The sequence below is a fragment of the Mesorhizobium sp. WSM4904 genome (genome assembly GCF_029674545.1).
In the GTDB taxonomy this organism is placed as follows: Bacteria; Pseudomonadota; Alphaproteobacteria; order Rhizobiales; family Rhizobiaceae; genus Mesorhizobium.
In genome coordinates, this window is sequence record NZ_CP121354.1 from 3,426,340 (window position 1) to 3,448,967 (window position 22,628).

Below are 22,628 nucleotides of genomic sequence, written 5' to 3' on the forward strand. Positions count from 1 at the left end.
CGCTGCTTGGCCGATCGGGTGGCTGGACGACCTCATTCGTCCTCGTCGTCCTCTTCCAACAAGCGCGTCGCGCGCCAGCGGGTCAGCACCTCATTGGTCTGCTCGATGACGAAGAAGCGCGCCGAATCCCGGTCATAGCCTTCGGCCAGCAGCTTCTCGTAGTCGGTATGGGCGTGGCGGACATGGGCGATGGTTGCCAGCCACACCGCGATCGTCGGCGGCAAGGTCTTCATATGCACGGCCCCAGCATCGGCGCGGATCTTTTCCATGTCCGCGTAAGGGCCGAGCGGCAAGAGCGCGGTCAGCGCCTTGGCAATGGCGCGGCGGCGGCCGGTCGGCGTGCTCATTTCTCGTCACGCCCGGCAATGGTCGCTTCCGGGAAGGCGTCGATCGAGGCGTAGTAGGGCTTGACGTCGATGACCGGCGTGCCATCGAGCACGTCGATAGCATCGATCTCGATCCGGCCTTCCTCGATATCGAGCGCGACGAGCTTCGCGACATGCAGCCCGACGGGGTTTGGCCGGGCAGGGGAGCGTAGCGAGAAAACGCCTTTCGGTTCAGCGGCATGGCGCGGTTTCTGCACAATCAGATTCCGCGGCGCATGATCGAGCCAGGACAGGATGACGATGTGGCTGGCGCGGTCGAGATTCTGCAGCCCCGGACGATAGCGCTCGTCGATCAGGACGGCTGCCGTCCGTCCGGTGTCGCGGGCAGCGCGCATGTTCTTCGGACAGTCCTCGCGGCTCGTCCAGGGCGAGACTATGCGGCCGATGAAGACGACATGGCCGTCGGGCGGCATATCCGCCGGGTCGGTTTCAAGGAGCTTCTCACCCTCGCGTGGCTCGAACATCGCCTTCGTCCGCTCAATCGTTCGCGGCGCGAGGGTCACGGCTGCGCCATTTTCTTGTCCGGAAGCGACATAGTGCTTGCCAGGGTTTCAAATTCGACATAAACATATCTTTATATCTTTCAGCGAGTACCCGTTCATGCATGTCACGCTCGACACGATGGTAGATACATTGAAGGCGGCAGCCGAATCCAGCCGCCTGCGCATCCTGGTGCTGCTGTCGCGTGGGGATCTCACGGTCTCCGACCTCACTGAAATCCTTGGCCAGTCGCAGCCGCGCGTCTCGCGACATCTGAAGCTCCTGCTCGACGCGGGGCTGATCGGCCGCTACCAGGAAGGGTCCTGGGCCTTCTTCAGGCTGTCCGATACGGACAGCTCGCGCGATTTCGTGCAACGTCTGGTTTCTGGCGTGCGCGAGGCCGATGCGCAGGTGGTGCGCGATCTGGAGCGGCTGACCGCGGTCAAGCGCAAGCGGCAGGACCGGGCCGCCGAGTATTTTTCCGTGAACGCCGCGAGCTGGGACCGCATTCGCTCGCTGCATGTGCCCGATCGAGCGGTGGAAGCCGCATTGCTCAAGCTCGTCGGCAAACGGCCGTTCCAGTCGATGCTCGACCTCGGTACGGGCACGGGCAGGCTGCTGGAAATCTTCGCGCCGCTCTACAGGCGCGGCGTCGGCATCGACATGTCACGCGAGATGCTGACGGTGGCGCGCGCCAATCTCGACAGAGCGGGGGTCGCCAATGCGCAGGTGCGCCAGGGCGACATCTTTTCGCCGCCCGTCGAACGCAACGCCTTCGATCTCGTCACCATCCACCAGGTGCTGCACTATCTCGACGATCCGGCACGGGCCATCGGCGAGGCGGCGAGGCTGCTGCGTCCGGCGGGCAGGCTGGTCATCGTCGACTTCGCGCCCCATAATCTGGAGTTCCTGCGCGACCAGCACGCCCATATGCGGCTCGGCTTCTCCGATCGGCAGATCGCCGACTGGTTCGAGGAGGCAGGGCTCGATCTCGAGGACAGCCAGGAATTCGAGCCGCGCGGCCAGGCCGAGGCAAAACTCACCGTCAAGCTCTGGCTCGGCCGCGATCGCCGGCTGCTGATCGCCGACCCGTCCAATGATGCGCTACCAGCAAGGGAAACAGCCTGATGAACCAATTCCGCTTTTCCCGCCGCCCCGACATTGGCGACAAGGTCCGGGTCTCGTTCGAGTTCTTCCCGCCGAAGACGGACGAGATGGAGGCAAGGTTGTGGGACACTGTCACCCGGCTGGAGCCGCTCAAGCCGAAATTCGTCTCGGTGACCTACGGCGCCGGCGGTTCGACGCGGGAGCGCACGGCGCGGACGGTGAAGCGCATCCTCAACGAGACGACGCTGACGCCGGCGGCGCATATGACCTGTGTCGACGCGGCCCGCCATCAGGTCGACGCCGTCATCCGGGAATTCGCCGGCTTCGGCGTGACCCGTTTCGTCGCCCTGCGCGGCGACCCGGCGGCGGGGGTGGGAACCGCGTACCGCCCGCATCCCGATGGCTATGCCAACGGCGCCGAACTGGTCGGAGCGCTGAAGAGCGTCGGCGATTTCGACATCTCGGTTTCGGCCTATCCGGAAAAGCATCCGGAAAGCCCGGATTTCGCCACCGACATCGACATGCTGAAGCGCAAGGTCGACAATGGCGCGACGCGGGCGATCACCCAGTTCTTCTTCGACAATGATCTCTACGAGCGCTATGTCGAGCGGGCGCGCCGCGCCGGCATCTATATCCCGATCGTGCCCGGCATACTGCCGGTGCATAATTTCACGCAGGTCGCCAATTTCTCCTTGCGCTGCGGCGCGCTGGTGCCGGCATGGCTGGCCGAGCGCTTCGAGGGGCTGGAGAACGATGCGCAGACGCATGCGCTGGTGGCGTCAGCCGTAGCGGCCGAGCAGGTGCACGATCTCGTCGAGCGCGGCGTCGGCGATTTTCATTTCTACACGATGAACCGCGCCGATCTGGTCTTTGCCGTCTGCCACATGATCGGCATCCGCTCGCATGAATCGGAGGCTGCTGGGTCGGCTGCAGCCTGAATGGAAAAGGCCGGGTGGAACCCGGCCTTCTCGAATTGATTTGGACTATTTGCGGTGCTGGTCTTCCCGGCTTTGGCGGGTCAGGGAAGAACGCCTATGATAAGGGCACCGATGAATGCGAATGCGGCACAAATCATCAAAGCGTTGATTGGCCTCGTCAGTCCCATGCCATAGCCTCCTCTTCAGAGCTATGGCCGGAATCTAGAGTCATTTGGGTCACAGGCAAGCGGAAAATATGCTGCATTGCGACGTGATTGTGGAATTTGCGACCGCTGATTTGTCGTTAGCCGTTGAAACTCTTCGGCAAAAATCGATCCAAAAGTTGTGAAAAAATTATGGCGAAGCCGTGGCATGGCACCGCTACCATCGGCCGAACAGGCGGCCGTCGATGGTGATCAGGCCGAGTCCGATCAGCGCCATGCCGCCGATCTCGAAAGCCGCCAACCTCTCGCCGAGGAACAGGAATCCGAGCAGCACGGCGCTGACAGGCACGATCAAAGTGACCAGCGAGGCGTTGGTGGCGCCGGCCGAGGCGACGAGGTTGAAATAGAGAATGTAGGCAAAGGCGGTGGAAAGCAGCGCCAGTCCGAGCACCGCGGCCCAGACCGGCGACGAGACCGAAAACAGCCCGGCCGGGCCGTAGGTGAGGAGCACGACGGGGATCATGATGATGGTCGACGCCGTCAACTGCCCGGTGGCGATCACCGGCGAGGGGACACCCTTGAAGCGGCGCGCGATCATCAGGGCGACCGCGTATGATAGCGAGGCGCCGATCAGCGCGAACTTGGCCCAGACCGGCCCGCCGAGGCCGGCAATCAAACCCGGACCGATCATGACAGCCGTTCCAGCAACGCCGAGCGCGATGCCGGCCAGCTTGTTCCAGGAGAGCTTTTCGTCCGTGGTGAGCGCATTGGCGAGGATCAGCGTCCAGAACGGCGTCGTGGCGTTGAGCACGGAGGCGACGCCGGCGCCAAGCTCGGTCTGGCCGGCGAAGATGAGTGAAAAGGGAACGACATTGTTGGTCAGCGCCAGCAGGAAGAACAGCCCGGCATAGGGAAAGGCGAAGCGGAAAGACGGACCGCGGACCGCCAGATAGAGCTGAAGCGCTGCCGCGGCGATCGCGACGCGAAACAGCACCAGCGCCAGCGGATGGATCTCGGACACGGCGATGCGGGCAAAGAAGAACGAGCCGCCCCAGATTGCGCCGAGCAAAAGCAGCTGAGTCCAGTCCTTGAGCGTCATCGGTCCGCGCGTCGCGGTGGCGCCAGCCGTAATCGTCATCTCGTCAACCCTCCCAGGCCGGTCGCAATCTCAAGCCCGCCGAACAGCTGCAACCGATATCCGGTCTGGCGGCAAGGGCCACCCGAAACCTGACCAGTGGTTTAGCGTTGGCGAAAGGGTGCGGCCGGCCGCGCGGGAAGGCGAGACACAGAACTGTTTTCTTTGGCGGCTAGCTAGGATTAATTGTGCGCGGCCAGATCAAGGATTCGTCCATGCAACTATTCGAAAATGCCCGCGAGGCGGCACTGGCGCTTCGCCCGGACGATCCGGTCTACTGCTTCCGCCCGCAGGTGCTGAAGGCCGATGCCTTACAGTTCATGGGCATGTTTCCCGGCAAGACCGCCTACGCGGTCAAGACCAACGGCGAGCAGATCGTGCTGAGGACGCTGGTCGAGGCTGGCGTCAGCGCCTTCGACGTCGCTTCGCCCGGCGAGTTCGCCGCCGTGCGCGCCGTCTCGCCGGATGCCGAGATGCTCTACATGCATCCGGTCAAGGCGCAGTCGGACATCAAGCTGGCGCTGGAGAAATACGGCATCAGGGTGATCTCGCTCGACCATGAGGACGAGATCACCAAGCTGACGCGCGTGGTGCGGGCGCTCGATATCGACCCCGGCGCGCTCACCGTGTTCGTGCGCATCCAGACCAAGGGGCACGCCGCCTATGAGCTGTCGAAGAAGTTCGGCGCCGGGCCTGCCAATGCGGTCGAGCTTGCCGAGCGGCTCAACCGCACCGGCTACAAGGTCGGCCTTTGCTTTCATGTCGGCAGCCAGATCGAGGACCCCGACACTTATGAGCGGGCGCTGGCCTCGGCCGACTGGGTGCGCAACCGGCTGACCTTCGACATTGCCGGGCTCGACGTCGGCGGCGGCTTTCCCGCCGAATACGGCCACGACCCCAATCGCAGGCACATCGAGATGCCGTCGCTCGGCCAGCTGATGTCGCGGCTGGCCGGCGACCTCAAGGAATACCAATTCGACGAGATGCCGCTGGTCGCCGAGCCCGGCCGCGTGATCGTGGCGCGCAGCCTGTCGCTGATCGTGCGCGTGCTCTTGCGCAAGGGCAAAAGGCTCTACATCAATGACGGCATTTGGGCGTCGCTCTCCGATTCATGGACCGGCAAGATCACGCTGCCGGCGCGCTTCATCCCCGACCCCGCGATCCGCACGCGCAACGGCAGCGAGAAGACCATCGTGCCGTTCAAGGTCTGCGGCGCGACCTGCGATTCCGTCGACATCCTGTCCAGGCCGTTCTGGCTGCCGGAAACGGTCGACACCGGCGACTGGATCGAGATCGGCCATATCGGCGCCTATTCGCTGTCGCTGAGGACCCGCTTCAACGGCTTCTTTCCCGATACGTTTGTGGAAGTGACGACGCCGTTCGACGAAGGCGACGCTCCGCAGGGGTTTGCAAGCCTGGAGACGATGGCGGATTAGGCAACTCCGCCGCCGGCCTGGATGTTCTCGCCGGTAAGCCAGCGGGCTGCGTCGCTGGCCAGGAAGACTGCAACATCGGCAACATCGCGTGGCGCGCCTATCCGGCCGAACGGCGACATGCCGGCGGCCACCGCGCGATCGCGCTCCGGCAGCAGGTCGGTGTCGGTGAAGCCCGGCGACAGCGCATTCACGGTGACGCCGCGCGGCCCTAGCTCGCGCGAGAGCACGCGAACGAATTGTTCGACCGCACCTTTGCTGCCGAGATAGAGCGCCGTCTGTGTGAAGAACATCTTGGTGCCGCCGGTCGAGACGGCGATGATGCGACCGCCGTCGCGAACACGCTTGGCCGCTTCCTGAAGCGTGAAGAACGTGCCTTTGGCGTTGGTGCAGAAGACGAGGTCGAAATCGACCTCGCTTGCTTCGGCGAGCGGTTTGATGACGGCGACGCCGACATTGGCAACGACAATGTCGATGGCGCCCAATTGGTCCTCGGTTTCGTCGAATAGCCTGCGGACATTGGCTGGAATGGAGATATCGGCCTGAATTGCCACCGCTTTGCCGCCGTTGGCCGAAATGGCGGCCACCACGTCATCGGCGGCTTTCCTGTTGCCGACATAGTTGACGACGACCGAAGCGCCTTTGGCGGCGAGACCCTCGGCAATGGCACGGCCGATACCGCGTGAACTGCCTGTAATGATTGCGGTTTTGCCCTGCAGCGATTGAGACATGGTCGATTTCCTTCAACTCTTCACGGCTGCGCCGATGTGACCGGTTGAGAAATAGCGACATGCAATTGATCGGATAATTACCTGTTATCTAACTGTCTTGTTAATCTAGGAATACATAATGCGCGGGTCTGAATTCACCGAGCTCAAAGCGTTCGCGGCCATCGTGGAAGAGGGCAGTTTCGTACGTGCGGCCGCGCGGTTGCGGGTATCGCCGCCGGCGCTCAGCCAATCGATCCGACTGTTGGAGGCGCGGATCGGCGTGAGATTGCTCAACCGCACGACGCGCAGTGTCTCGCCGACCGTGGCTGGCGAGACACTGTTCGCGCGCCTTGGTGTTGCGTTCGGAGAGCTGGATGACGCTATCGCCGAGGTGCAGGCCGCGCGTGACAGTCCGGCCGGTTCGCTGCGCATCAATGCTCCGCGCATCGCCGCGATGCGCTTCATCGCGCCGATCCTTGGCGATTTCCAGCGCGCCTATCCCGACGTCGCGCTGACAGTCATCGTCGATGACCTGTTGACCGACATTGTCGGGGGTCGTTTCGACGCCGGTATCCGCCTTGGCGAGCGGCTGGAAAAAGACATGGTCGCGGTGAAGCTCAGCGACGATCTGCAAATGGCAGCCGTGGCTGCTCCTGCTTATCTGGAGGGCCGCGCAGTCCCACGTCATCCACAGGACTTGCACCGGCAACGCTGCATCAACTTCCAATGGCCCGGCGGCGGCAACGTCTACCGATGGGAGTTTTCGCGAGGCAAGCGATCGCTGGAAATCGCGGTCGAGGGAAGTCTTACCGTCAATGACACGGAGCTGATGCTCAAGGCGGCACTGGATGGGGCCGGTGTGGCCTACATGATGGATTATCAGGTCCAGCCATGGATCGAGAGGGGCAGGCTGGTCCGCTTTCTCGAAACCTGGTCGCCCCGCTTTCCGGGTTTCTATCTATACCATCCGAGCCGCCGCCTCGTGCCGCCGGCGTTGCGTGCATTCATCGATTTCGTGCGGTCGAGGCGAGGTTAGCGGAATCGCGCCGCCATTCACAATTTCGCCAGCAGCTCCGGCGTCGGCCAGCCGTCCACCGGAAGACCGAGCCGCATCTGCTCCTTGCGGATCGCTTCGCGTGTGTTGGTGCCCAGGATGCCGTCGACGGTGCCGACATCGTAGCCCTTGGCTTCGAGCTTGGTCTGCAGCGCCTTCATCTGGTCGCCGTTGAGGCCGGGCTCCGGCGTTCGCGGATCGAATTGCGGCGCGCCGGCCAGACGGGTCGCGAGCACCGCTGCAGTGAGCGCGTAGGTGAAGGACTGGTTCCATTCCAGATAAACGTCGAAATTGTCGTAGGTCAGGAAGGCGGGGCCCTTGCGGCCCATCGGCAAGGCCAGACCGGCCTTCAAGCCGTTGTCGACCAGCGGCGTGCCGTTCGGATTGGTGACGCCCCACGCGGCCCATTGCGACAATGGCAGCTTGTTGGTGCGGCCGGTCTGGTCCCACGGCATTTCGTCAGGAACGCGCACCTCCTCGACCCAGGGCTGGTCGCGCTTCCAGCCGCGCGACACGATCTTGTCGGCCGTGGTCATAATGACGTCCGGCGCACTGTTCCTGAGATCGACCTTGCCGTCGCCGTCGCCGTCGACACCGCGGGCGAGGTAGTCGGTGGGCAGGATCTGCGTCTGGCCGATCTCGCCGGCCCAGGCGCCCTTGACGTCGGCCGGCAGCACGCCGCGGTCGATCAAGGTCAACAGCGGTATCAGCTGCGGCCGGAAGAGCTGGGGCCGGCGGCAATCGTGCGAGAGCGTGACCAGCGCATCGAGCGTATGGAAATCGCCCTGAACGGCGCCGAAATCGGTCTCAAGTCCCCAGAAAGCGGTGATGACGGCCGGCTGGACGCCGAACTCCGTTTCGGCGCGCGCGAAGACGTCGGCATATTTCTTCAGATTGGCCGCGCCCTGCTTCAGGCGGTAGCCGGAGATCATGCGGTTCGAGAATTCGGTGAAGGTCTGGGTGAACACACCCTGGGCGCGGTCGCGCGCCAGCACCTTCTGGTCGATCGTGGCATCTTCCAGCGCATCCAGGCCAACGTCTCCGACGCCGGCCGCCTTGGCTTCGGCCGCGACGCCCTGTTTCCAGTTTTCGAAATCGCCGCCGCATTCCTGCGCCGCCACAGGCCAGGCCAGAGCGCCGAGAACCAGCGCCGCCAAGATATCAACGCGCAATCGCATCGCTTCCCTTTCGAGACCGCCGCATGATCGCCAGCACCCGGCCGGGTTTGAATAGGATCATGCGTAGATTTCAAAGCCCAGGAGCGCCATTCGGCACCCTGGTGGGGTGCGCCGCTCCGCATCACCAGCGGTTGCAACTATCGCCGCCCGCCGTGTCGAAAAGCAGGCACGGGGGCCGATGTCAACGGGTGTTCTGCCGCAGCCACTTGTTCCAGGCGGCTTCCGAGCCGTTGAAAACGTTGATGTCGGACTTGCCGGTCATGCCGGGTACGATGCCGGTGCCGGTGTATTGCCAGAAGGTGAAGGGATGGCTGCCATACTTCTGACGCGGATGACCGGCGACCGAGCGCAGCCAATAGGGATAGCCGCGGAATGTCGCCAGTTGGTTGTCGTCGAAGAAGTCGAGCGAGGTGTAGATGATCGGCTTCTTGCCGTAATGGCGCTCGACGATCTCGAGGAAGGTGGTCATCTCGGTGCGCACGGTCGCGGGATCTGGGCGCAGCCTGCAGGTCGGCGACTTGGGGTTCCATTCCATGTCGAGCACCGGCGGCATTGCCGACGCATCTCTTGGAACGTTGGCGATGAACCATCTCGCCTGGGTGGCGGCCGGCGTGCAGAAATAGAAGAAATGATAGGCCGCGCGCGGGATTCCGGCGGCCTTGGTGCGTGCCCAGTGTTCGTTGAAATAGTCGTCGAACCGGTCGCCGCCCTCGGTCGCCTTGATGAAGGCGAAGGAAATACCGTTGGCCTTGGCCGTCGGCCAGTCGACCGAGGTCTGGTATTTGGAGACGTCGGTGCCGTGGATGGCATAGTTCCATGGCGCGCCGCTGTCCCATTCATGCGGCTTAGAATCTTCGAAGCGCGGCGCGCGCACCGCGACTGCCTGCGACGACGGCGACAGCGGCGAAAGATCGTCGACGGTCGAGCAGGCGCCCAACAGCGTAAGCATCAGGATGGCCGCAAGACGGCGCATGGTATCCCCCGAGCCGGGATCAGCCGGCCGCTGATGGGTCCTTCACTGATGGTGGTCGCTTACGCGGGCCCCCTCCGGACGATCGCCCCACAGGACCGCCCTTCTTTCATGCATGTCGGTGTCCCAAAGCAGCTTGGCGCTTTTGGGCGTCATCCCTCCGTGTTCGCCGAACATGGTTGATAATCCATTGACGGCGCTCGACATCGGTCGTGATTTTGCGGAAGCAATGGCGGCAAATCGATGACATAAAGCGTGCCGGAAATCCAAGGGCGGGAAAAAGATGCGGGCTGTCGTGAAATTCATCAAGTGGCTGCTGGGCCTCGTGGTGCTGGCGGTGGTCGCGCTCTTCGCCTGGCTTTATCTTGCGCCGCCCGAATTGATCCGCGTCGGCTCCGGCTATTCGGCCAAGATCGTCTGCTCGAACGTGTTCATCGCCGGCCGCGACCCGAATGAAGTGCTGGCGGTCGACGTTCAGGCGCCAGGCCATCCGCTGCTTCGCCTGATGAAGGTTTCGGTCGACAAGGAAAGAGGGCTGGTTTCGGCTGGTCTGTTCTGGGTGCTGGGCAAGAGCGTCGCCGTCGAGCGCGACGGAGTCGGCTGCGCGTCGGTTCCCGATGGCGACACCGGCAAGGCAAGGCAGGCCGTCCTGCATGTGGCGCCGGCCGCTCCGACGACGCTGCCAGATGCGCTCTGGCCCGATGGCGAGCGCGTGGATGCGTCGCAAAATCCGGAGGTTTCAAAGATCATCGACGATGCCGCCATGGCCGGGACCGGCATGCGTGCGGTCGTGGTGGTGAAAAACGGCCGCGTCGTCGCGGAACGCTATGGCGACGGCTTTTCGCTCAAGACGCCGCTGCTCGGATGGTCGATGACCAAGACGGTGAATGCGGCGATCGTCGGCACGCTGGTGAAGGACGGCAAGATGGCGCTCGGCAACAAGGGCCTGTTCGCGCCGTGGAAGGCCGATGGGCGGGCGGCGATCAGCCTTGCCGACATGATGGCGATGTCGAGCGGGCTGGAGTTCAACGAGGACTACGGCGATGTCGCCGACGTGACGCGTATGCTCTATCTCGAGCCGGACATGGCGGGCTTCGCGGATGCCAAACCGCTCAGCGGCGAAGTGGGCAAGGTGTTTTCCTATTCGAGCGGCACGGCCGTCATGCTCTCGCGGCTGTGGCAGGACGCGATCGGCGACAAGGCGAAGGCGCTGGCATGGCCGCGGACCGCGCTGTTCGAGCCGCTCGGCATGCACAGCGCCGTGCTCGAGACCGACGAGCAGGGCACCTTCGTCGGCTCGTCCTACCTCTACGCCACGGCGCATGACTGGGCGCGCTTCGGCCAGTTCCTGCTGCAGGGCGGCGTCTGGAACGGCGCACAGATCCTGCCGGCTGGCTTCGTCGATTGGATGCGGCAACCCGCGCCGGCATCGAAAGTCTACGGCAAGGGCCAGGTCTGGATCGAGGGTCCGGGCGACGAGGGTAGTCCCGGCGCGGGCGCCGCGGCCGGGCTGCCCAAAGACACCTATTGGATGGAAGGCCATGACGGCCAGACAGCGGCCATCATCCCATCGGAGCAATTGGTGGTGGTGCGTCTTGGGCTGACGCCGGCCAAGCTCGGCTACCGGCCGCAGACGATGGTGGCCGCATTGGTGAAGGCCCTGCATCAGTGAGGGCAGGCTACTTTCGGGGGCCGATCACGCCAAGCCAGGCATAGCCGCGATAAAGCGTTCTGAAATGGAAGGTTGCGCCGATCCGTTCGGATTCCGATACAAGCACGTCGCGCAACGAGGCGCGCGGCTCGACATGGAATTTCCGCAGCCAGCCGCGGAGCAAGGTCCTGAACCAGCGCGGCAGGCCTTCCTGCTGGCCGAAATCGACGACATGCAGCGAACCGCCGGGTGCAAGCGCGGCGAGCGCCGCCGAAACCGTCTTTTCCCAGCCGGGGATCATCGACAGCGAATAGGATACGAAGACGCGGTCGAAATGCGAGGTGCCGAAAAGCGCCCTGGCATCGAAATCCGTGGCGTCGCCGCGCGCCAGGTCGACCCTTGCCGCAAGTCCTTCGCGGGCCATTGCGGCCTTGGCCGTTTCCAGCATTTCGGCCGAGATATCGAGGCCGAAGAATCGGGCGTCCGGATAGCGGCGGGCGGCAAGAACGATGTTGCGGCCGGTGCCGCAGCCGAGCTCGAGCACGGTGCCGCCTCGCGGCACGTCGAGCCCCGCGATCAGCCGATCGCGGCCGAGCAGGTAGTATTTACGGGTGAGGTCGTAGATGTGGCGCTGCCAGCGATAGACGCCATCCATCAGCTCGGCATGGCTGGCCGGCAGCTCCGTCGTACTCATGCGTCGCGCTTCACGTAGAGATGGAAGCCGCCATAGATTGCCGAGCGGTCCTTGGCCGAGAATTCGCGCGAGGCCTCGCTGTCATAGCGCCACTGGTCGAGCAGGGAGTTGGAGACGCGGCCGGGCAGCAGGCTGGGCTCGGCCGCGGTGCGGAAGATCACGCGCGCGCCAACCGAGGCCGTGCGGGTGATCTCTGTCCACAGATCGTTGAGCAGGTCGTCTGTCATCCAGTCCTGCGCGTCGAGCAGGACGAAACGGTCGACCGAGCCCGCATCCTTGCCGGCCAGGAATTTGATCAGGTTGGCATGATGGATGGCGACGCGATCGATGTTGGCGCGGATCGTCTCGTAATTGCGCTTTTCCAGATAGGCGGGAAGCGCAGCCTCGCCGGGTTCCGGGTAGCGGCGAGCAAAGGCCTGCCAGGCGAAATAGTTGTTCTTCAGCGGGAAATCGCAGGCGAGCTTTTCCAGCCGCGCCTTCAGGACGCTCGCCATCGAGCCGTCGCCGGAGGTGATCAGCGAATCGTACTGTGCCGGCGGGATGCCGAGGCCGAACAGCGAGGCCTTGCGCGACATCGCCCAGCGCAGGAGCTTCTTGTCGAAGATCGGCGCCAACTCCTCGTTGAAGAAGCGGCGCTGCTCGCCGATGTTTTCGGCCCTCATGATGCCGGCCGGATCGACGCCGAACAGCTTGCCGACGCGATGGCCCATGGCGATAAACAGGCCAAGCAGGCCAGTTTGGTAGAAGTTGCGGTCGAAGACCGAGATGCGGCGTCGGCCGCGCCAGTTCCTACGCTCCCAGTAGTGGCGGCTGACCGGATCGAGATGCGGCGCGATGAAACGGTCGTAGGCTTCAGAATTGTGGCTGGTGTCGGCGGCGCCGAAGAAGCGGAACAGGTCACCCTGCGATGGCAGATGGCGCACGGCTTCCAGCTTCATGCGGTTCAGCGCGATATGCGCGGCGTTGAGGTCGACGGCGTCGACCCGGGCCGGCGAGCGGGTCAGGTAAGCCAGAATGTTGCAGCCGCCTGACGCGATTGTGACGATGCGATGGCCGGCCCCGAGCTGCATGGCCTCGATGTCGACATCCGGGTCCTCCCAGATCTGCGGATAGACGAGGCCGGAAAACAGGAAGGCGAAGAGCCGCTCGGAAATGCCGTCCTTCGACAATGCCCGGTTCTGGTAGACCGCTTTCCCAACCTCCTTGCCGCGCCGAAAAACGAGTTCTCCCGAAACATCCGACATGGCAAGGTGATTCCCCGTTTGCGTTGGCGCAAGCGGGTAGCGCAGCGTCATGACAGACAGGTGACAGCCTGTTGACGTTAAGTTCACGCTTCCCTCACGCCTTGCCGAATCCGCCGGGCGTCGGCGTGACGACGATGACGGCCTCGCCGGCATCGAGCGTGGTCTGGTCGCAGGCCTTCAGCACATCGACCGACCCATCGTTGCGCCTGATCTTGGTCGAGCCGGCCTCGCCGTCGCCGCCGCCGTTCAGACCCTGGGGCGGGCGGTTGCGGTGCGAGGAGAGGATCGCGCATTCCATTCTTTCAAGGAAGCGGATGGTGCGCTTGGTGCCGTCTCCGGCGTTCCACTTGCCCTTGCCGCCGGAGCCCCCGCGGATGTGGAAATCCTCCAGCACGACCGGGAAGCGCAGTTCCAGCACTTCGGGGTCGGTGAGCCGCGAATTGGTCATGTGCGTGTGGACGCCGGAGGTGCCGGCGAAGCCGCGGCCCGAATTCATCCGGCCGGCCGGGGAGCCCGAGCAGATCGTCTCGTAGTACTGGTATTGCTTGTTGCCGAAGGTGAGGTTGTTCATCGTGCCTTGCGCGTTGGCCATCGCGCCCATGGCGCCGAACAGCGCATTGGTGACGTGCTGCGAGGTCTCGACATTGCCGGCGACGACGGCGGCAGGGTAGGACGGTTTGAGCATGCAGCCGTCGGGAATGACGATGTTGATCGGCCGCAGACATCCGGCATTCATTGGGATCATGTCCTCGACCATGACGCGGAAGGCGTAGAGCACGGCGGCCCGGGCGACCGGCTCCGGCGCGTTGAAATTGTTCTTCTCGACCTTCGAGGTGCCGGTGAAGTCGACCGTCGCCTCGCGCTTTTCCCGGTCGACGGTAATCCTGACCTTGATCACCTGGCCGGTGTCGGTCAGGTATTCGTAGTCGGAGCTGTCGGGCAGCCGTTCCAGCACGCGGCGCACGCTCTCGGCGGCATTGTCCTGGACATGGCCCATATAGGCCTCAACGACATCAAGGCCGAAATGCGCGACCATCTTGCGCAGCTCCGCCACGCCCTTTTCGTTGGCGGCGATCTGCGCCTTGAGGTCGGCGATGTTCTGGGCGGGATTGCGGGCTGGGTAGGGATGGTCGGTCAGCAGCGTTTCCAGCTCCTTCTCGCGGAAACGGCCGCGATCGACGATGCGGAAATTGTCGAACAGCACGCCTTCCTCGTCGACGGTGGTAGCCAAAGGCGTCATCGAGCCGGGCGCCGTGCCGCCGACATCGGCGTGGTGGCCGCGGGAGGCGACGTAGAACAATATCTCCTCCCCCCTTGAGGGGGAGGTGCCGCCGAAGGCGGCGGAGGGGGTCGTTGCGGCAGTGCTCGACGCTTCGGCTGTGCCTTCTGAGGCGACCCCACCCGACCGCTTCGCGGCCACCCTCCCCTCAAGGGGGAGGGAAAAAACCGGCGTCACCACGGTGATATCGGGCAAATGCGTGCCGCCATTGTAAGGCGCATTGAGCGCGAAGACGTCGCCCGGGTGGATGTCGCCTGAGTTCAGGCGGATGACGGTTTCGACCGAGCGGTCCATGGACCCGAGATGCACCGGCATGTGCGGCGCGTTGGCGACCAGCGCGCCGTTGCGGTCGAACACGGCGCAGGAAAAGTCCAGCCGTTCCTTGATGTTGACCGAATAGGCGGTGTTCTGCAGCGTCACGCCCATCTGCTCGGCGATCGACATGAAAAGGTTGTTGAAGACCTCCAGCATCACGGGATCGGCTTCGGTGCCGAGCGCCGCTTGCCGGCGCTTCCTTTCGACACGACGCAGGAGCACATGGTTCCTGGCCGTGATCTCGGCCTGCCAGCCCGGCTCGACGACGATGGTCTGGTTCGGCTCGATGACGAGCGCGGGGCCGGCCACCTTATGGCCGGGCTTCAGATCCTCGCGCCGGAAGATGCCGGCATCGCGCCAGGCGCCGTCGGCGAAGAATTGTCGGTTCTGGCAGGGACTTGCCGTTCTGTCTTCGAGTTCTGATTCACTTTCTCCGCGTCTGTCGGTTCCGGCATCACTGCCTTCGACGCCGACCGCCTCGACGATCATCGGCTTGTTCTCGTAGACGAAGCCGAACTGTGCCTTGTGGGCTGCTTCGAAATCGCCTCTCGCGCGGAAGATCGAGCCATGCTCGAAATTCACCGGCAACGCCGTATCGGTGCCGTCATAGCGGATTTGCAGGATCGACTTGGAGGCGATGGCGGCTTCCGCAATGCCTTGCGCGGCAAGCTCGGCGATGACGTCTTGGCGCAGTGTCGCAATCAGGTCCTCGATCGAGGAGCGGGACTCTTCGGCGAGCGGTTTGAGCAAGGCCTGCTGGCGCGAGGCGAAAACCGTCGACAGCCCGATGCCGTAAGCCGAAAGCAGGCCCGAGAACGGGTGGATGAGCACCGCTTCCATGCCGAGCGCATCTGCGACCAGGCAGGCATGCTGGCCGCCGGCGCCGCCAAAGCAGTTCAAGAGGTATTCGGTGACATCGTAGCCGCGCTGCACCGAGATCTTCTTGATGGCGTTGGCCATGTTCTCGACGGCGATGGTGACGAAGCCCTCAGCTGCCGCTTCCGGCGAGCGCCCATCGCCGATCTCGGCGGCCAAAGCCGTGAATTTTTCGCGCACGGCGTCGACGTCGAGCGGCTGGTCCTGGCTGGGGCCGAAGATCGCCGGGAAGACATCGGGCTGCAGCTTGCCGAGCATGACATTGGCGTCGGTGACGGCGAGCGGCCCACCACGTCGGTAGGCGGCGGGGCCAGGATTGGCGCCGGCGGAGTCAGGGCCGACGCGAAAGCGGCCGGCCTCATAATGCAGGATCGAGCCGCCGCCTGCAGCGACGGTGTGGATGCGCATCATCGGCGCGCGGATGCGCACGCCGGCGACTTCGGTGTCGAAGGCGCGCTCGTATTCGCCGTCATAATGGGCGACGTCGGTCGAGGTGCCGCCCATGTCGAAGCCGATGACCTTGTCGAAGCCGGCGAGCTTCGCCGTCTCAACCATGCCGACGACGCCGCCTGCCGGACCCGACAGCAGCGCGTCCTTGCCCTGGAACATGTCGGCGGCGGTCAGCCCGCCCGACGACATCATGAACGTCAGGCGGGGGCCGGCACCCAACTCTCCCGCAACCTTCTGCACGTAGCGCGACAGGATCGGCGACAGATAGGCATCGACCACCGTGGTGTCGCCGCGGCCGACCAGCTTGATGAGCGGCGAGACCTCGTGGCTGACCGAGATCTGGCTGAAGCCGACCTTGCGGCAGACCTTGGCCACGGCCTTTTCGTGGTCCGGGTATTTCCAGGCATGCATGAAGACGATGGCGACCGCGTCGATGCCGTCGACCTTGGCCTGCTCGATCGCCGGGCGGCAGGCGGCGATGTCGAGCAGGTGCTCGACGCAGCCATCGGCGCGCACACGTTCGTCGATCTCGATGACGCGCTCGTAGAGCTGCTCCGGCAGGATGATTTCCTTGGCGAAAATATCTGGTCGCGCCTGATAGGCGATGCGCAGCGCGTCGCGAAAACCCTTGGTGGTGAGCAGGAGCACGCGGTCGCCCTTGCGCTCGAGCAGCGCGTTGGTGGCGACAGTGGTACCCATCTTGACGTCGCCGATCCGGTCCGCGGGAATGGCGCCGCCGGATTTGAGCCCAAGCAGATCGCGGATGCCCTGGATGGCGGCATCGGCATAGGCTTCAGGATTCTCAGACAGGAGCTTGCGCGGATGCAATTGGCCGTGCGGATCGCGGCCGATGATGTCGGTGAAGGTACCGCCCCGGTCGACCCAGAAATCCCATTTCTCATTGGTGGCTGCGGCGTCCGACATCTGACTATCCAATGTATGCGAGCTAAGGCCTTGTTAGTTCGCCTTTTTAGCCCCGGCAATCGCCCGTTGATGTTACATATGGAAACGCAACGTTACGAAACCCGTGGGGCGCCTGATGCATTTCTTCTGCGACCCGTTCACCGAAACGTGAACGTTTACTGAAGGAGAGATACCATGAAGAAGCTCATTCTGGCGTCTGTTTCGGCGGTCGCCCTGCTGGGGGTCGCGGCTTGTAGCAACAGTGGTACCGGTACAGACAATACAACCACCCAGAGCACCAATCCGCCGGCTGCCGAGCAGCCGATGAAGCCGGCTACGCCTGATGCTACAAAGCCCGCCGAACCGGCTCCGGCAAAACCTGCTGCACCCGCGCAGTAAACGTCAATCTGCTCAAATCGGGAGGCCGGCCAAAGGCCGGCCTTCTTTTTGTCGGTACTGCGGCCAGCAATCTGCGGACCTGCGGCATCGTCCCGGCTTGATAGCGGTGGCCGGTTCGCACTAAGAAGCCGGCATGTCGATTTGGGACCGCCTCGGCGACTTCATCGCTCGTGTTTCGTCGTCGGCGTCCTCGGGCGTCGCCGATGTCGTCGAGGCCGTGCGGACAGTGTTCTCCGGCGATGCGGATCTGCGCCGGCGCGTTGCCTTCTCGGTGGCGATGATCGCGCTCTCGGCCAAGATGGCCAAGGCCGACGGCATCGTCACCCAGGACGAGGTGCGCGCCTTCCAGGAAATCTTCGAGGTGCCGCCGAGCGAAACGCGCAACGTGGCGCGTCTCTACGATCTCGCCAAGCGCGATGTTGCCGGATTCGAAATCTATGCCCAGCGCATGGCGCAGCTTTGTGGTTCGGGTCATCCGAATTGCATGATGCTGGAGGACATACTCGACGGGCTGTTCCACATCGCCAAGGCGGACGGGCTGATCCACGAGCGGGAAGGGCAATTCCTGCATCGCATCGCCGAGATTTTCCGGATCGACGAGGCGCATTACCAGGCGATCCTGTCGCGTCACGTCAATCTCGGTGCCGCAGATCCTTATGTCGTTCTCGGCATCGAGCGCGGCAAGCCGCTCGAGGAGGTCAGGAAGCGCTACCGCAAGCTGATCTCCGACAATCACCCGGACAGGCTGATCGCCCGCGGCCTGCCGCAGGAGTTCATCAAGATCGCCACGACAAGGGTCGCCGCGATCAATGCCGCCTATGAGATGATCGAACGGGGTCTCAGGCACGTATGAGCGGTTTCCTGCCCGACCAGCCGGGTGCCGAGGTCAGGGTGTCGCCGAATTTCGGCCCGCGACGCGAGACGTTCAGACCCGACATGATCGTACTGCACTATACCGGCATGGCAACAGGCGCCGGCGCCGAGGCTTGGCTGTGCGATCCGGCGAGCGAGGTGTCCTCGCACTATCTTGTCCATGAGGACGGCCGGATCGTGCAGATGGTGCGCGAGAGCGACCGCGCCTGGCATGCCGGCAAGAGCTCGTGGTTCGGGCGTACCGACATCAACTCCTGCTCGGTCGGTATCGAGATCGTCAATCCCGGGCATTCGCTCGGCTACAAAGCCTTTCCGAAGCGGCAGATCGATGCCGTCATCGGCCTATGCGCGGGGATCTCCGACCGGCATTCCATTGCGCCGCAAAGGGTGCTGGCACACTCTGATGTGGCGCCGGGGCGCAAGGTCGATCCGGGCGAGAAGTTTCCCTGGAAAGCGCTTTTCGCGGCCGGCGTCGGCCATCTCGTTCCCGCGGCTCCGATCAGGCAGGGAGCGGCGCTGAAGGCGGGTGACACCGGCGCCGAAGTCGAGGCACTGCAGTCGATGCTGGCGCTCTATGGCTATGGCGTCGAGATAACGGGGGTCTTCGATCGCCAGACGGAAATCGTCGTGGCGGCGTTTCAGCGGCATTTCCGGAGGCGGCTCGTTGATGGCGTGGCGGATGGCTCGACGATCCGCACGCTGCAACGGTTGCTGGCTGCCGTAAAGGCAACCTCATCCAAATAGTCTGGCCAGGCTGCCTAAATTACAATTTGTCATACAAAGTGAATTGCCTCGCCTTCATTGGCGCCAAATCGCTCTCCAAACGCATCTCCCGCAAGTTGTCGGACATCTATCCCCCAATGATGCTCCGATGTTGAATTGGCCAAGCTGCGCGAAGTTCTTCGCGCGGTTCTAACAGAACAGGACTACATGCAGAGATTGACCGTTTTAGCGGCAGCCGTTGCTGCCGGAGTGATGACTTTTGCCTTCAGCCCGGCGAATGGCGCGCCCCTTAGCCTGCGGGCGGCCGACAACGGGTTCGCGGCAACCCCCGCGACGCCGAAGGCGACCCAAGATCGCAAAACCGCAAAATCCGACAAAGCTGCCGAGGCAAAAGTGCAGAAAGCCGCCACATCGAAGCCGGCGAAATCGACGGCCAAACGCAGTGCAAGGCGCGGCAGGCAAACGATCGATCTGACGGCGACAGCCTCCATCCGTCCCGAAAAGACCGCCCTTTCGTCCCCCGCTCCCGGCGACGACCAGTATTCGGCAATCATCGCCCGTTATGCGGCGAGCTATGGCGTTCCGGTGTCGCTCGCCAAGGCCGTCATCAAGATCGAGAGCAACTACCGCCCGAACATGGTCGGCAGCGCCGGCGAGATCGGCCTGATGCAGATCAAGCCGGCGACGGCGCGGATGATGGGCTATACCGGTTCGGCCAAGGGACTGTTCGATCCCGACACCAACATCAAATACGGCATGAAGTACCTCGCCATGGCGCAGGGCCTCGGCGGCGGCACGACCTGCGGCACGATCCTCAAATACAATGCAGGCCATGGCGCGAGGCGGATGAACCCGGTTTCCGCCGCCTATTGCAGCAAGGTGAAGGTGCAGATGGCGGCGCTCGGTTCGCCTGCCTAACGTATGTCGCCCAAAAGTGCGCAGCGGTTTTGGGAGAACGACATGCATAAATACAAGACTTAAAGCGCGTGGCCCGAATTCGCTTCGGCGCGACGCGCTTTAAAAGCGGACAGCTGCTTTTTTGTTTGCGTTTTCAGGTGCGAACCCCTTTATACGCGCTGCCAGCTGGCCGGGCGGCCGCGCCCGCGAGAGCCGAAAGGCTGCGGGTGAGGAAAGTCCGGGCTCCATGGAGACACGGTGCCGGCTAACGGCCGGCGGGGGAAACCCCAGGGAAAGTGCCACAGAAAGCAAACCGCCGCGGCATTTGCCGCGGCAAGGGTGAAAGGGTGGGGTAAGAGCCCACCGCGCGACTGGCAACAGGAGCGGCACGGCAAACCCCACCGGGAGCAAGACCGAATAGGGGCGGTGCGAGGGGAAACCTTCGAGGGCTGTTTCCGGCCCACCGCCCGGGTAGGTTGCGTGAGGCGCGTGGCAACACGCGCCCAAGATGAATGGCCGCCACGTTCTCGCGCCGCAAGGCGCGAGGGCCATACAGAACCCGGCTTACAGGCCAGCTGGCATTTTCCGATATCGACAATGCCCTTGATATCAACAGGTTGCAGCCATGGGCGTGCCTGCTGATTCAAGCGCCTGGAGTTGGCTCGGTTCCACGGCTCTACCGATGCGTTCCTTGAAACCGGTACGATTAAATCGTACCTTGGTTACAGGGAAGGCATCGGAGCGCGTCATGGGCCAGGTCGACAAACGCAGCATCACACTTTCGCCCGAGCTGGCGCGGGCGGTCGACGACGTGGTCGCCGCCGGCGAGTACGCTTCGGCGAGCGAAGTGATCCGGGATGCGCTCAGGCAATGGAAGGACCGGCGCGACCTGCTCGGCTATACGGTCGAGGAACTGCGCAAGCTGGTGCAAGAGGGGATCGACAGCGGGCCGGGCCGGGACGGCCAGCCAATCATGGAGCGTTTGCGCGCCAAATATGCAAAGATGGCCGACGCCCGAGGCTTCGAGGAGTGAAATACCGGCTGCTTCCCCGGGCAGAATCCGACGTTGAAGCTATCGGCGACTATATCGCCGAACGAAATCCCAGTGCTGCGGTCCGCCTCGTCCACGCGCTGGAGAGGCGATGGGATTTGTTGACCTTGCATCCTTTCTCCGGCGCTCCCCGTGACGAGATCGGGCCAGGCATCCGCCACCTGATCGTGGGCGAATATCTTACTCTTTATCGCGTTACCGAGGATGCGATCGAAATCATCCGCGTGCCGCACGGGCGGCGTACCATAGAAGCTGGCGACGTGAGTTTGTAATCGACTGGACTGGGCGACAGTCAACCGCCAAGCCGGTCCAGAGACGCCTCGATCGCCTGCCACAATACCTCCACCGGCTCGCAGCCGATGGCCAGCCTTACGAAGCCGGGCGGCACGGCATCGCCGCGCTTCGATCGCCGTTCGGCCGATGTATGCACGCCGCCGAAGGACGTCGCCGATTCAATCAGCGGGCAGTTGTCGATGAAATCCTCGGCCTTTTGCTCGGAGGCCAGCTCGAACGAGATGAGGAAGCCGAAGCGTTCCATCTGCGCTCGCGCCAGATTGTGCGAGGGGTCGCCCTCGAGGCCCGGAAAGCGCAGGCCGCTCACGGCGCGATGCCCCTTGAGACGACGGGCGATCGTTTCCGCCGAAGAGCACATGCGGTCGAAGCGCACCTCCAGTGTTTCGAGGCCGCGATGCACGAGCCAGGCCTCGAACGGGCCGGGGATGCCGCCAGCCGTCTCGCGCCAGTCCTTGACCCTCGCGACGATATCCGGATCGCGGCTGGCGACATGGCCGAACAGCACATCCGAGTGACCATTGATCGCCTTGGTATCGGCCGACACGACGATGTCGGCGCCGAGGTCGAGCGGGCGCTGGCCGAAGGGCGTCATCGTGGTGTTGTCGACGATGAGGAGCGCGCCTTGCTCGTGGGCGGCCTTGGCGACGGCGGCGATGTCGCAGATGTCCAGCCGCGGGTTGGACGGGGTTTCGACGAAGACCAGCCGGTAGCCGGCGAAACCGCTGTCTAACATGTTGGACGTCGCTCTCACGTCATAGGTGACGCCGAGCGGTTTCAGGAAACGCTCCGCCAGCGCGCGTGTCGTGTGGTAGCCGTCCGAGGGCAGGAGGATGCGGTCGCCCGATTTGACGAGCGCGAAAAATGCCGCCGAAATCGCGGCCATTCCTGATGGAAAGGCGACGCACTGAGCATCTTCGAGGTGGGCCAACATATGCTCGACAGCATGCCAGGTCGGATTGCTGAAGCGGCCATATTGATCGAAGCCGGTCGCGTCGCCCGGCGAATGAAAGATCGAGGCCATGATCAGCGGCAAGGGGATCGGATCGCCCTTGGCGAAATCGCCGCTGCGCAGATGGGCAAGTGTCGCGGCGCGTGACTTCGCGGTTTCGGACATGGGCTCATTCCTTCGCTGAACTGGGGTTCGACGCTAGGCGCGTCGGCTGTTCCCAGCAAGCCGCGTCTTTTTGGGCCAGATCGTTCTAAACGCTTCGTTAGGCTTAATGGACGATAAAGACGGGACGTGCCGTCAGCCTGCTCCTTCTGGTTGTGGCGCGTGCGTTTGTGATGCCTCTTCCCGTTGACGCCCATAGTGCCCCATGATATCCCATTCGCATCATCAAGCCTTCGTTCCGCGTCAGGGTGAAGCGTGCGCCAATCGGGCAGTCGCGGCGGCTGCGCGTTTGCCGGTTTTCGCCTTGGTGAATGAAGCGATTTGTCGCGAGGCG

General features: G+C 63.6%; 22 protein-coding genes and 1 other RNA gene. 12 read left to right on the forward strand and 11 right to left on the reverse strand.

The annotated features are described in order from the left end of the window. Nucleotides 1–32: 32 nt before the first annotated feature. Nucleotides 33–347: a DUF2293 domain-containing protein gene (locus QAZ47_RS16310; protein ID WP_278230034.1), complete on the reverse strand. Its 315-nt coding sequence runs from the start codon at nt 345–347 to the stop codon at nt 33–35. Further along, on the reverse strand, nt 344–850 hold the full coding sequence (gene tsaA / locus QAZ47_RS16315; protein ID WP_278230035.1) for a tRNA (N6-threonylcarbamoyladenosine(37)-N6)-methyltransferase TrmO: 507 nt from the start codon (nt 848–850) through the stop codon (nt 344–346). The genes QAZ47_RS16310 and tsaA overlap by 4 nt, the downstream gene beginning before the upstream one ends. A gap of 136 nt (nt 851–986) precedes the next feature. Between tsaA and QAZ47_RS16320 the strand changes: the two genes are divergently transcribed. Both QAZ47_RS16320 and metF read left to right on the forward strand, forming a co-directional pair. Next, the gene (locus QAZ47_RS16320) at nt 987–1,994 is read left to right on the forward strand and encodes a metalloregulator ArsR/SmtB family transcription factor (protein WP_278072707.1); all 1,008 of its coding nucleotides are present in this window, start codon (nt 987–989) and stop codon (nt 1,992–1,994) included. Further along, nucleotides 1,994–2,911 (forward strand): methylenetetrahydrofolate reductase [NAD(P)H], encoded by a 918-nt coding sequence (metF, locus tag QAZ47_RS16325; protein WP_278230036.1) that lies wholly within the window; start codon nt 1,994–1,996, stop codon nt 2,909–2,911. The genes QAZ47_RS16320 and metF overlap by 1 nt, the downstream gene beginning before the upstream one ends. 360 nt (nt 2,912–3,271) lie before the next feature. Here metF and QAZ47_RS16330 read toward each other — a convergent pair whose 3' ends face one another. Then, on the reverse strand, nt 3,272–4,192 hold the full coding sequence (locus tag QAZ47_RS16330) for a DMT family transporter (RefSeq protein WP_278230037.1): 921 nt from the start codon (nt 4,190–4,192) through the stop codon (nt 3,272–3,274). Nucleotides 4,193–4,404: 212 nt separating this feature from the next. Between QAZ47_RS16330 and QAZ47_RS16335 the strand changes: the two genes are divergently transcribed. Beyond that, nucleotides 4,405–5,625 (forward strand): alanine racemase, encoded by a 1,221-nt coding sequence (locus tag QAZ47_RS16335; protein WP_278230038.1) that lies wholly within the window; start codon nt 4,405–4,407, stop codon nt 5,623–5,625. Here the strand turns inward: QAZ47_RS16335 and QAZ47_RS16340 are convergent. After that, complete coding sequence (locus QAZ47_RS16340) at nt 5,622–6,353, reverse strand: SDR family oxidoreductase (protein WP_278230039.1); 732 nt, start codon at nt 6,351–6,353, stop codon at nt 5,622–5,624. The genes QAZ47_RS16335 and QAZ47_RS16340 overlap by 4 nt on opposite strands. A 118-nt stretch (nt 6,354–6,471) precedes the next feature. On the opposite strand from QAZ47_RS16340, the gene QAZ47_RS16345 reads away from it, so the two are divergent. Beyond that, on the forward strand, nt 6,472–7,368 hold the full coding sequence (locus QAZ47_RS16345) for a LysR family transcriptional regulator (protein ID WP_278230040.1): 897 nt from the start codon (nt 6,472–6,474) through the stop codon (nt 7,366–7,368). A 17-nt stretch (nt 7,369–7,385) separates the two neighbouring features. Here QAZ47_RS16345 and QAZ47_RS16350 read toward each other — a convergent pair whose 3' ends face one another. The 3 genes from QAZ47_RS16350 to QAZ47_RS16360 all read right to left on the reverse strand — a co-directional run bounded on the left by QAZ47_RS16350 (nt 7,386) and on the right by QAZ47_RS16360 (nt 9,840). Next, nucleotides 7,386–8,564 carry a lytic murein transglycosylase gene (locus QAZ47_RS16350; RefSeq protein WP_278230041.1) on the reverse strand — a complete coding sequence of 393 codons (1,179 nt, stop codon included), beginning with the start codon at nt 8,562–8,564 and terminating at the stop codon, nt 7,386–7,388. Nucleotides 8,565–8,745: 181 nt separating this feature from the next. Next, a complete protein-coding gene (locus QAZ47_RS16355; RefSeq protein ID WP_278201770.1) occupies nt 8,746–9,537 on the reverse strand; it encodes a GH25 family lysozyme in 792 nt (263 codons plus the stop codon). A 42-nt stretch (nt 9,538–9,579) separates the two neighbouring features. Next, on the reverse strand, nt 9,580–9,840 hold the full coding sequence (locus QAZ47_RS16360; protein WP_278230042.1) for a hypothetical protein: 261 nt from the start codon (nt 9,838–9,840) through the stop codon (nt 9,580–9,582). Here QAZ47_RS16360 and QAZ47_RS16365 point away from each other — a divergent pair. Further along, the gene (locus QAZ47_RS16365) at nt 9,818–11,206 is read left to right on the forward strand and encodes a serine hydrolase (protein WP_278230043.1); all 1,389 of its coding nucleotides are present in this window, start codon (nt 9,818–9,820) and stop codon (nt 11,204–11,206) included. The genes QAZ47_RS16360 and QAZ47_RS16365 overlap by 23 nt on opposite strands. 7 nt (nt 11,207–11,213) lie before the next feature. Here the strand turns inward: QAZ47_RS16365 and QAZ47_RS16370 are convergent, their stop codons facing one another. Genes QAZ47_RS16370 through QAZ47_RS16380 form a run of 3 tightly spaced genes read right to left on the reverse strand, consistent with a single transcriptional unit; the run spans nt 11,214 to nt 16,967 of the window. After that, nucleotides 11,214–11,879, reverse strand: a complete 666-nt coding sequence (locus tag QAZ47_RS16370) for a class I SAM-dependent methyltransferase (protein ID WP_278201772.1) — start codon at nt 11,877–11,879, stop codon at nt 11,214–11,216. Next, a complete protein-coding gene (locus QAZ47_RS16375) occupies nt 11,876–13,174 on the reverse strand; it encodes a DUF3419 family protein (RefSeq protein WP_278230044.1) in 1,299 nt (432 codons plus the stop codon). The genes QAZ47_RS16370 and QAZ47_RS16375 overlap by 4 nt, the downstream gene beginning before the upstream one ends. A 43-nt stretch (nt 13,175–13,217) precedes the next feature. Then, nucleotides 13,218–16,967 carry a hydantoinase B/oxoprolinase family protein gene (locus QAZ47_RS16380; RefSeq protein WP_278230045.1) on the reverse strand — a complete coding sequence of 1,250 codons (3,750 nt, stop codon included), beginning with the start codon at nt 16,965–16,967 and terminating at the stop codon, nt 13,218–13,220. 174 nt (nt 16,968–17,141) lie between these two features. Between QAZ47_RS16380 and QAZ47_RS16385 the strand changes: the two genes are divergently transcribed. The 7 genes from QAZ47_RS16385 to QAZ47_RS16415 all read left to right on the forward strand — a co-directional run bounded on the left by QAZ47_RS16385 (nt 17,142) and on the right by QAZ47_RS16415 (nt 21,161). Continuing rightward, nucleotides 17,142–17,345 (forward strand): hypothetical protein, encoded by a 204-nt coding sequence (locus QAZ47_RS16385; protein WP_278201775.1) that lies wholly within the window; start codon nt 17,142–17,144, stop codon nt 17,343–17,345. A 133-nt stretch (nt 17,346–17,478) separates the two neighbouring features. Beyond that, on the forward strand, nt 17,479–18,198 hold the full coding sequence (locus tag QAZ47_RS16390; RefSeq protein WP_278201776.1) for a DnaJ family molecular chaperone: 720 nt from the start codon (nt 17,479–17,481) through the stop codon (nt 18,196–18,198). Then, nucleotides 18,195–18,962 carry an N-acetylmuramoyl-L-alanine amidase gene (locus QAZ47_RS16395; protein WP_278201777.1) on the forward strand — a complete coding sequence of 256 codons (768 nt, stop codon included), beginning with the start codon at nt 18,195–18,197 and terminating at the stop codon, nt 18,960–18,962. Before QAZ47_RS16390 ends, QAZ47_RS16395 begins: the two co-directional genes overlap by 4 nt. 186 nt (nt 18,963–19,148) lie before the next feature. Further along, nucleotides 19,149–19,859 carry a lytic transglycosylase domain-containing protein gene (locus tag QAZ47_RS16400; RefSeq protein WP_278230046.1) on the forward strand — a complete coding sequence of 237 codons (711 nt, stop codon included), beginning with the start codon at nt 19,149–19,151 and terminating at the stop codon, nt 19,857–19,859. 161 nt (nt 19,860–20,020) lie between these two features. Then, nucleotides 20,021–20,421: RNase P RNA component class A (gene rnpB, locus QAZ47_RS16405), an RNA gene on the forward strand. 165 nt (nt 20,422–20,586) lie between these two features. Beyond that, nucleotides 20,587–20,871 (forward strand): type II toxin-antitoxin system ParD family antitoxin, encoded by a 285-nt coding sequence (locus QAZ47_RS16410; protein ID WP_278201779.1) that lies wholly within the window; start codon nt 20,587–20,589, stop codon nt 20,869–20,871. After that, nucleotides 20,868–21,161, forward strand: coding sequence for a type II toxin-antitoxin system RelE/ParE family toxin (locus tag QAZ47_RS16415; RefSeq protein ID WP_278230047.1), 294 nt, complete (start codon nt 20,868–20,870; stop codon nt 21,159–21,161). Before QAZ47_RS16410 ends, QAZ47_RS16415 begins: the two co-directional genes overlap by 4 nt. A gap of 20 nt (nt 21,162–21,181) precedes the next feature. On the opposite strand, the gene QAZ47_RS16420 is transcribed toward QAZ47_RS16415, so the two are convergent. Continuing rightward, entirely contained in the window at nt 21,182–22,297 is a 1,116-nt protein-coding gene (locus QAZ47_RS16420; protein WP_278230048.1) for a cystathionine gamma-lyase, read from the reverse strand. Between the last annotated feature and the right edge of the window lie 331 nt (nt 22,298–22,628).

What these genes read in the sequence shown, in the direction of transcription:
- QAZ47_RS16370 (WP_278201772.1), bottom strand. Translation starts at nt 11,879, where the DNA reads ATGAGTACGACGGAGCTGCCGGCCAGCCATGCCGAGCTGATGGATGGC.
- QAZ47_RS16365 (WP_278230043.1), top strand. Translation starts at nt 9,818, where the DNA reads ATGCGGGCTGTCGTGAAATTCATCAAGTGGCTGCTGGGCCTCGTGGTG.
- QAZ47_RS16400 (WP_278230046.1), top strand. Translation starts at nt 19,149, where the DNA reads ATGCAGAGATTGACCGTTTTAGCGGCAGCCGTTGCTGCCGGAGTGATG.
- tsaA (WP_278230035.1), bottom strand. Translation starts at nt 850, where the DNA reads ATGTTCGAGCCACGCGAGGGTGAGAAGCTCCTTGAAACCGACCCGGCG.
- QAZ47_RS16345 (WP_278230040.1), top strand. Translation starts at nt 6,472, where the DNA reads ATGCGCGGGTCTGAATTCACCGAGCTCAAAGCGTTCGCGGCCATCGTG.
- QAZ47_RS16385 (WP_278201775.1), top strand. Translation starts at nt 17,142, where the DNA reads ATGAAGAAGCTCATTCTGGCGTCTGTTTCGGCGGTCGCCCTGCTGGGG.
- QAZ47_RS16320 (WP_278072707.1), top strand. Translation starts at nt 987, where the DNA reads ATGCATGTCACGCTCGACACGATGGTAGATACATTGAAGGCGGCAGCC.
- metF (WP_278230036.1), top strand. Translation starts at nt 1,994, where the DNA reads ATGAACCAATTCCGCTTTTCCCGCCGCCCCGACATTGGCGACAAGGTC.
- QAZ47_RS16340 (WP_278230039.1), bottom strand. Translation starts at nt 6,353, where the DNA reads ATGTCTCAATCGCTGCAGGGCAAAACCGCAATCATTACAGGCAGTTCA.
- QAZ47_RS16380 (WP_278230045.1), bottom strand. Translation starts at nt 16,967, where the DNA reads ATGTCGGACGCCGCAGCCACCAATGAGAAATGGGATTTCTGGGTCGAC.
- QAZ47_RS16350 (WP_278230041.1), bottom strand. Translation starts at nt 8,564, where the DNA reads ATGCGATTGCGCGTTGATATCTTGGCGGCGCTGGTTCTCGGCGCTCTG.
- QAZ47_RS16355 (WP_278201770.1), bottom strand. Translation starts at nt 9,537, where the DNA reads ATGCGCCGTCTTGCGGCCATCCTGATGCTTACGCTGTTGGGCGCCTGC.
- QAZ47_RS16390 (WP_278201776.1), top strand. Translation starts at nt 17,479, where the DNA reads ATGTCGATTTGGGACCGCCTCGGCGACTTCATCGCTCGTGTTTCGTCG.
- QAZ47_RS16375 (WP_278230044.1), bottom strand. Translation starts at nt 13,174, where the DNA reads ATGACGCTGCGCTACCCGCTTGCGCCAACGCAAACGGGGAATCACCTT.
- QAZ47_RS16335 (WP_278230038.1), top strand. Translation starts at nt 4,405, where the DNA reads ATGCAACTATTCGAAAATGCCCGCGAGGCGGCACTGGCGCTTCGCCCG.
- QAZ47_RS16310 (WP_278230034.1), bottom strand. Translation starts at nt 347, where the DNA reads ATGAGCACGCCGACCGGCCGCCGCCGCGCCATTGCCAAGGCGCTGACC.
- QAZ47_RS16395 (WP_278201777.1), top strand. Translation starts at nt 18,195, where the DNA reads ATGAGCGGTTTCCTGCCCGACCAGCCGGGTGCCGAGGTCAGGGTGTCG.
- QAZ47_RS16410 (WP_278201779.1), top strand. Translation starts at nt 20,587, where the DNA reads ATGGGCCAGGTCGACAAACGCAGCATCACACTTTCGCCCGAGCTGGCG.
- QAZ47_RS16330 (WP_278230037.1), bottom strand. Translation starts at nt 4,192, where the DNA reads ATGACGATTACGGCTGGCGCCACCGCGACGCGCGGACCGATGACGCTC.
- QAZ47_RS16420 (WP_278230048.1), bottom strand. Translation starts at nt 22,297, where the DNA reads ATGTCCGAAACCGCGAAGTCACGCGCCGCGACACTTGCCCATCTGCGC.
- QAZ47_RS16360 (WP_278230042.1), bottom strand. Translation starts at nt 9,840, where the DNA reads ATGAATTTCACGACAGCCCGCATCTTTTTCCCGCCCTTGGATTTCCGG.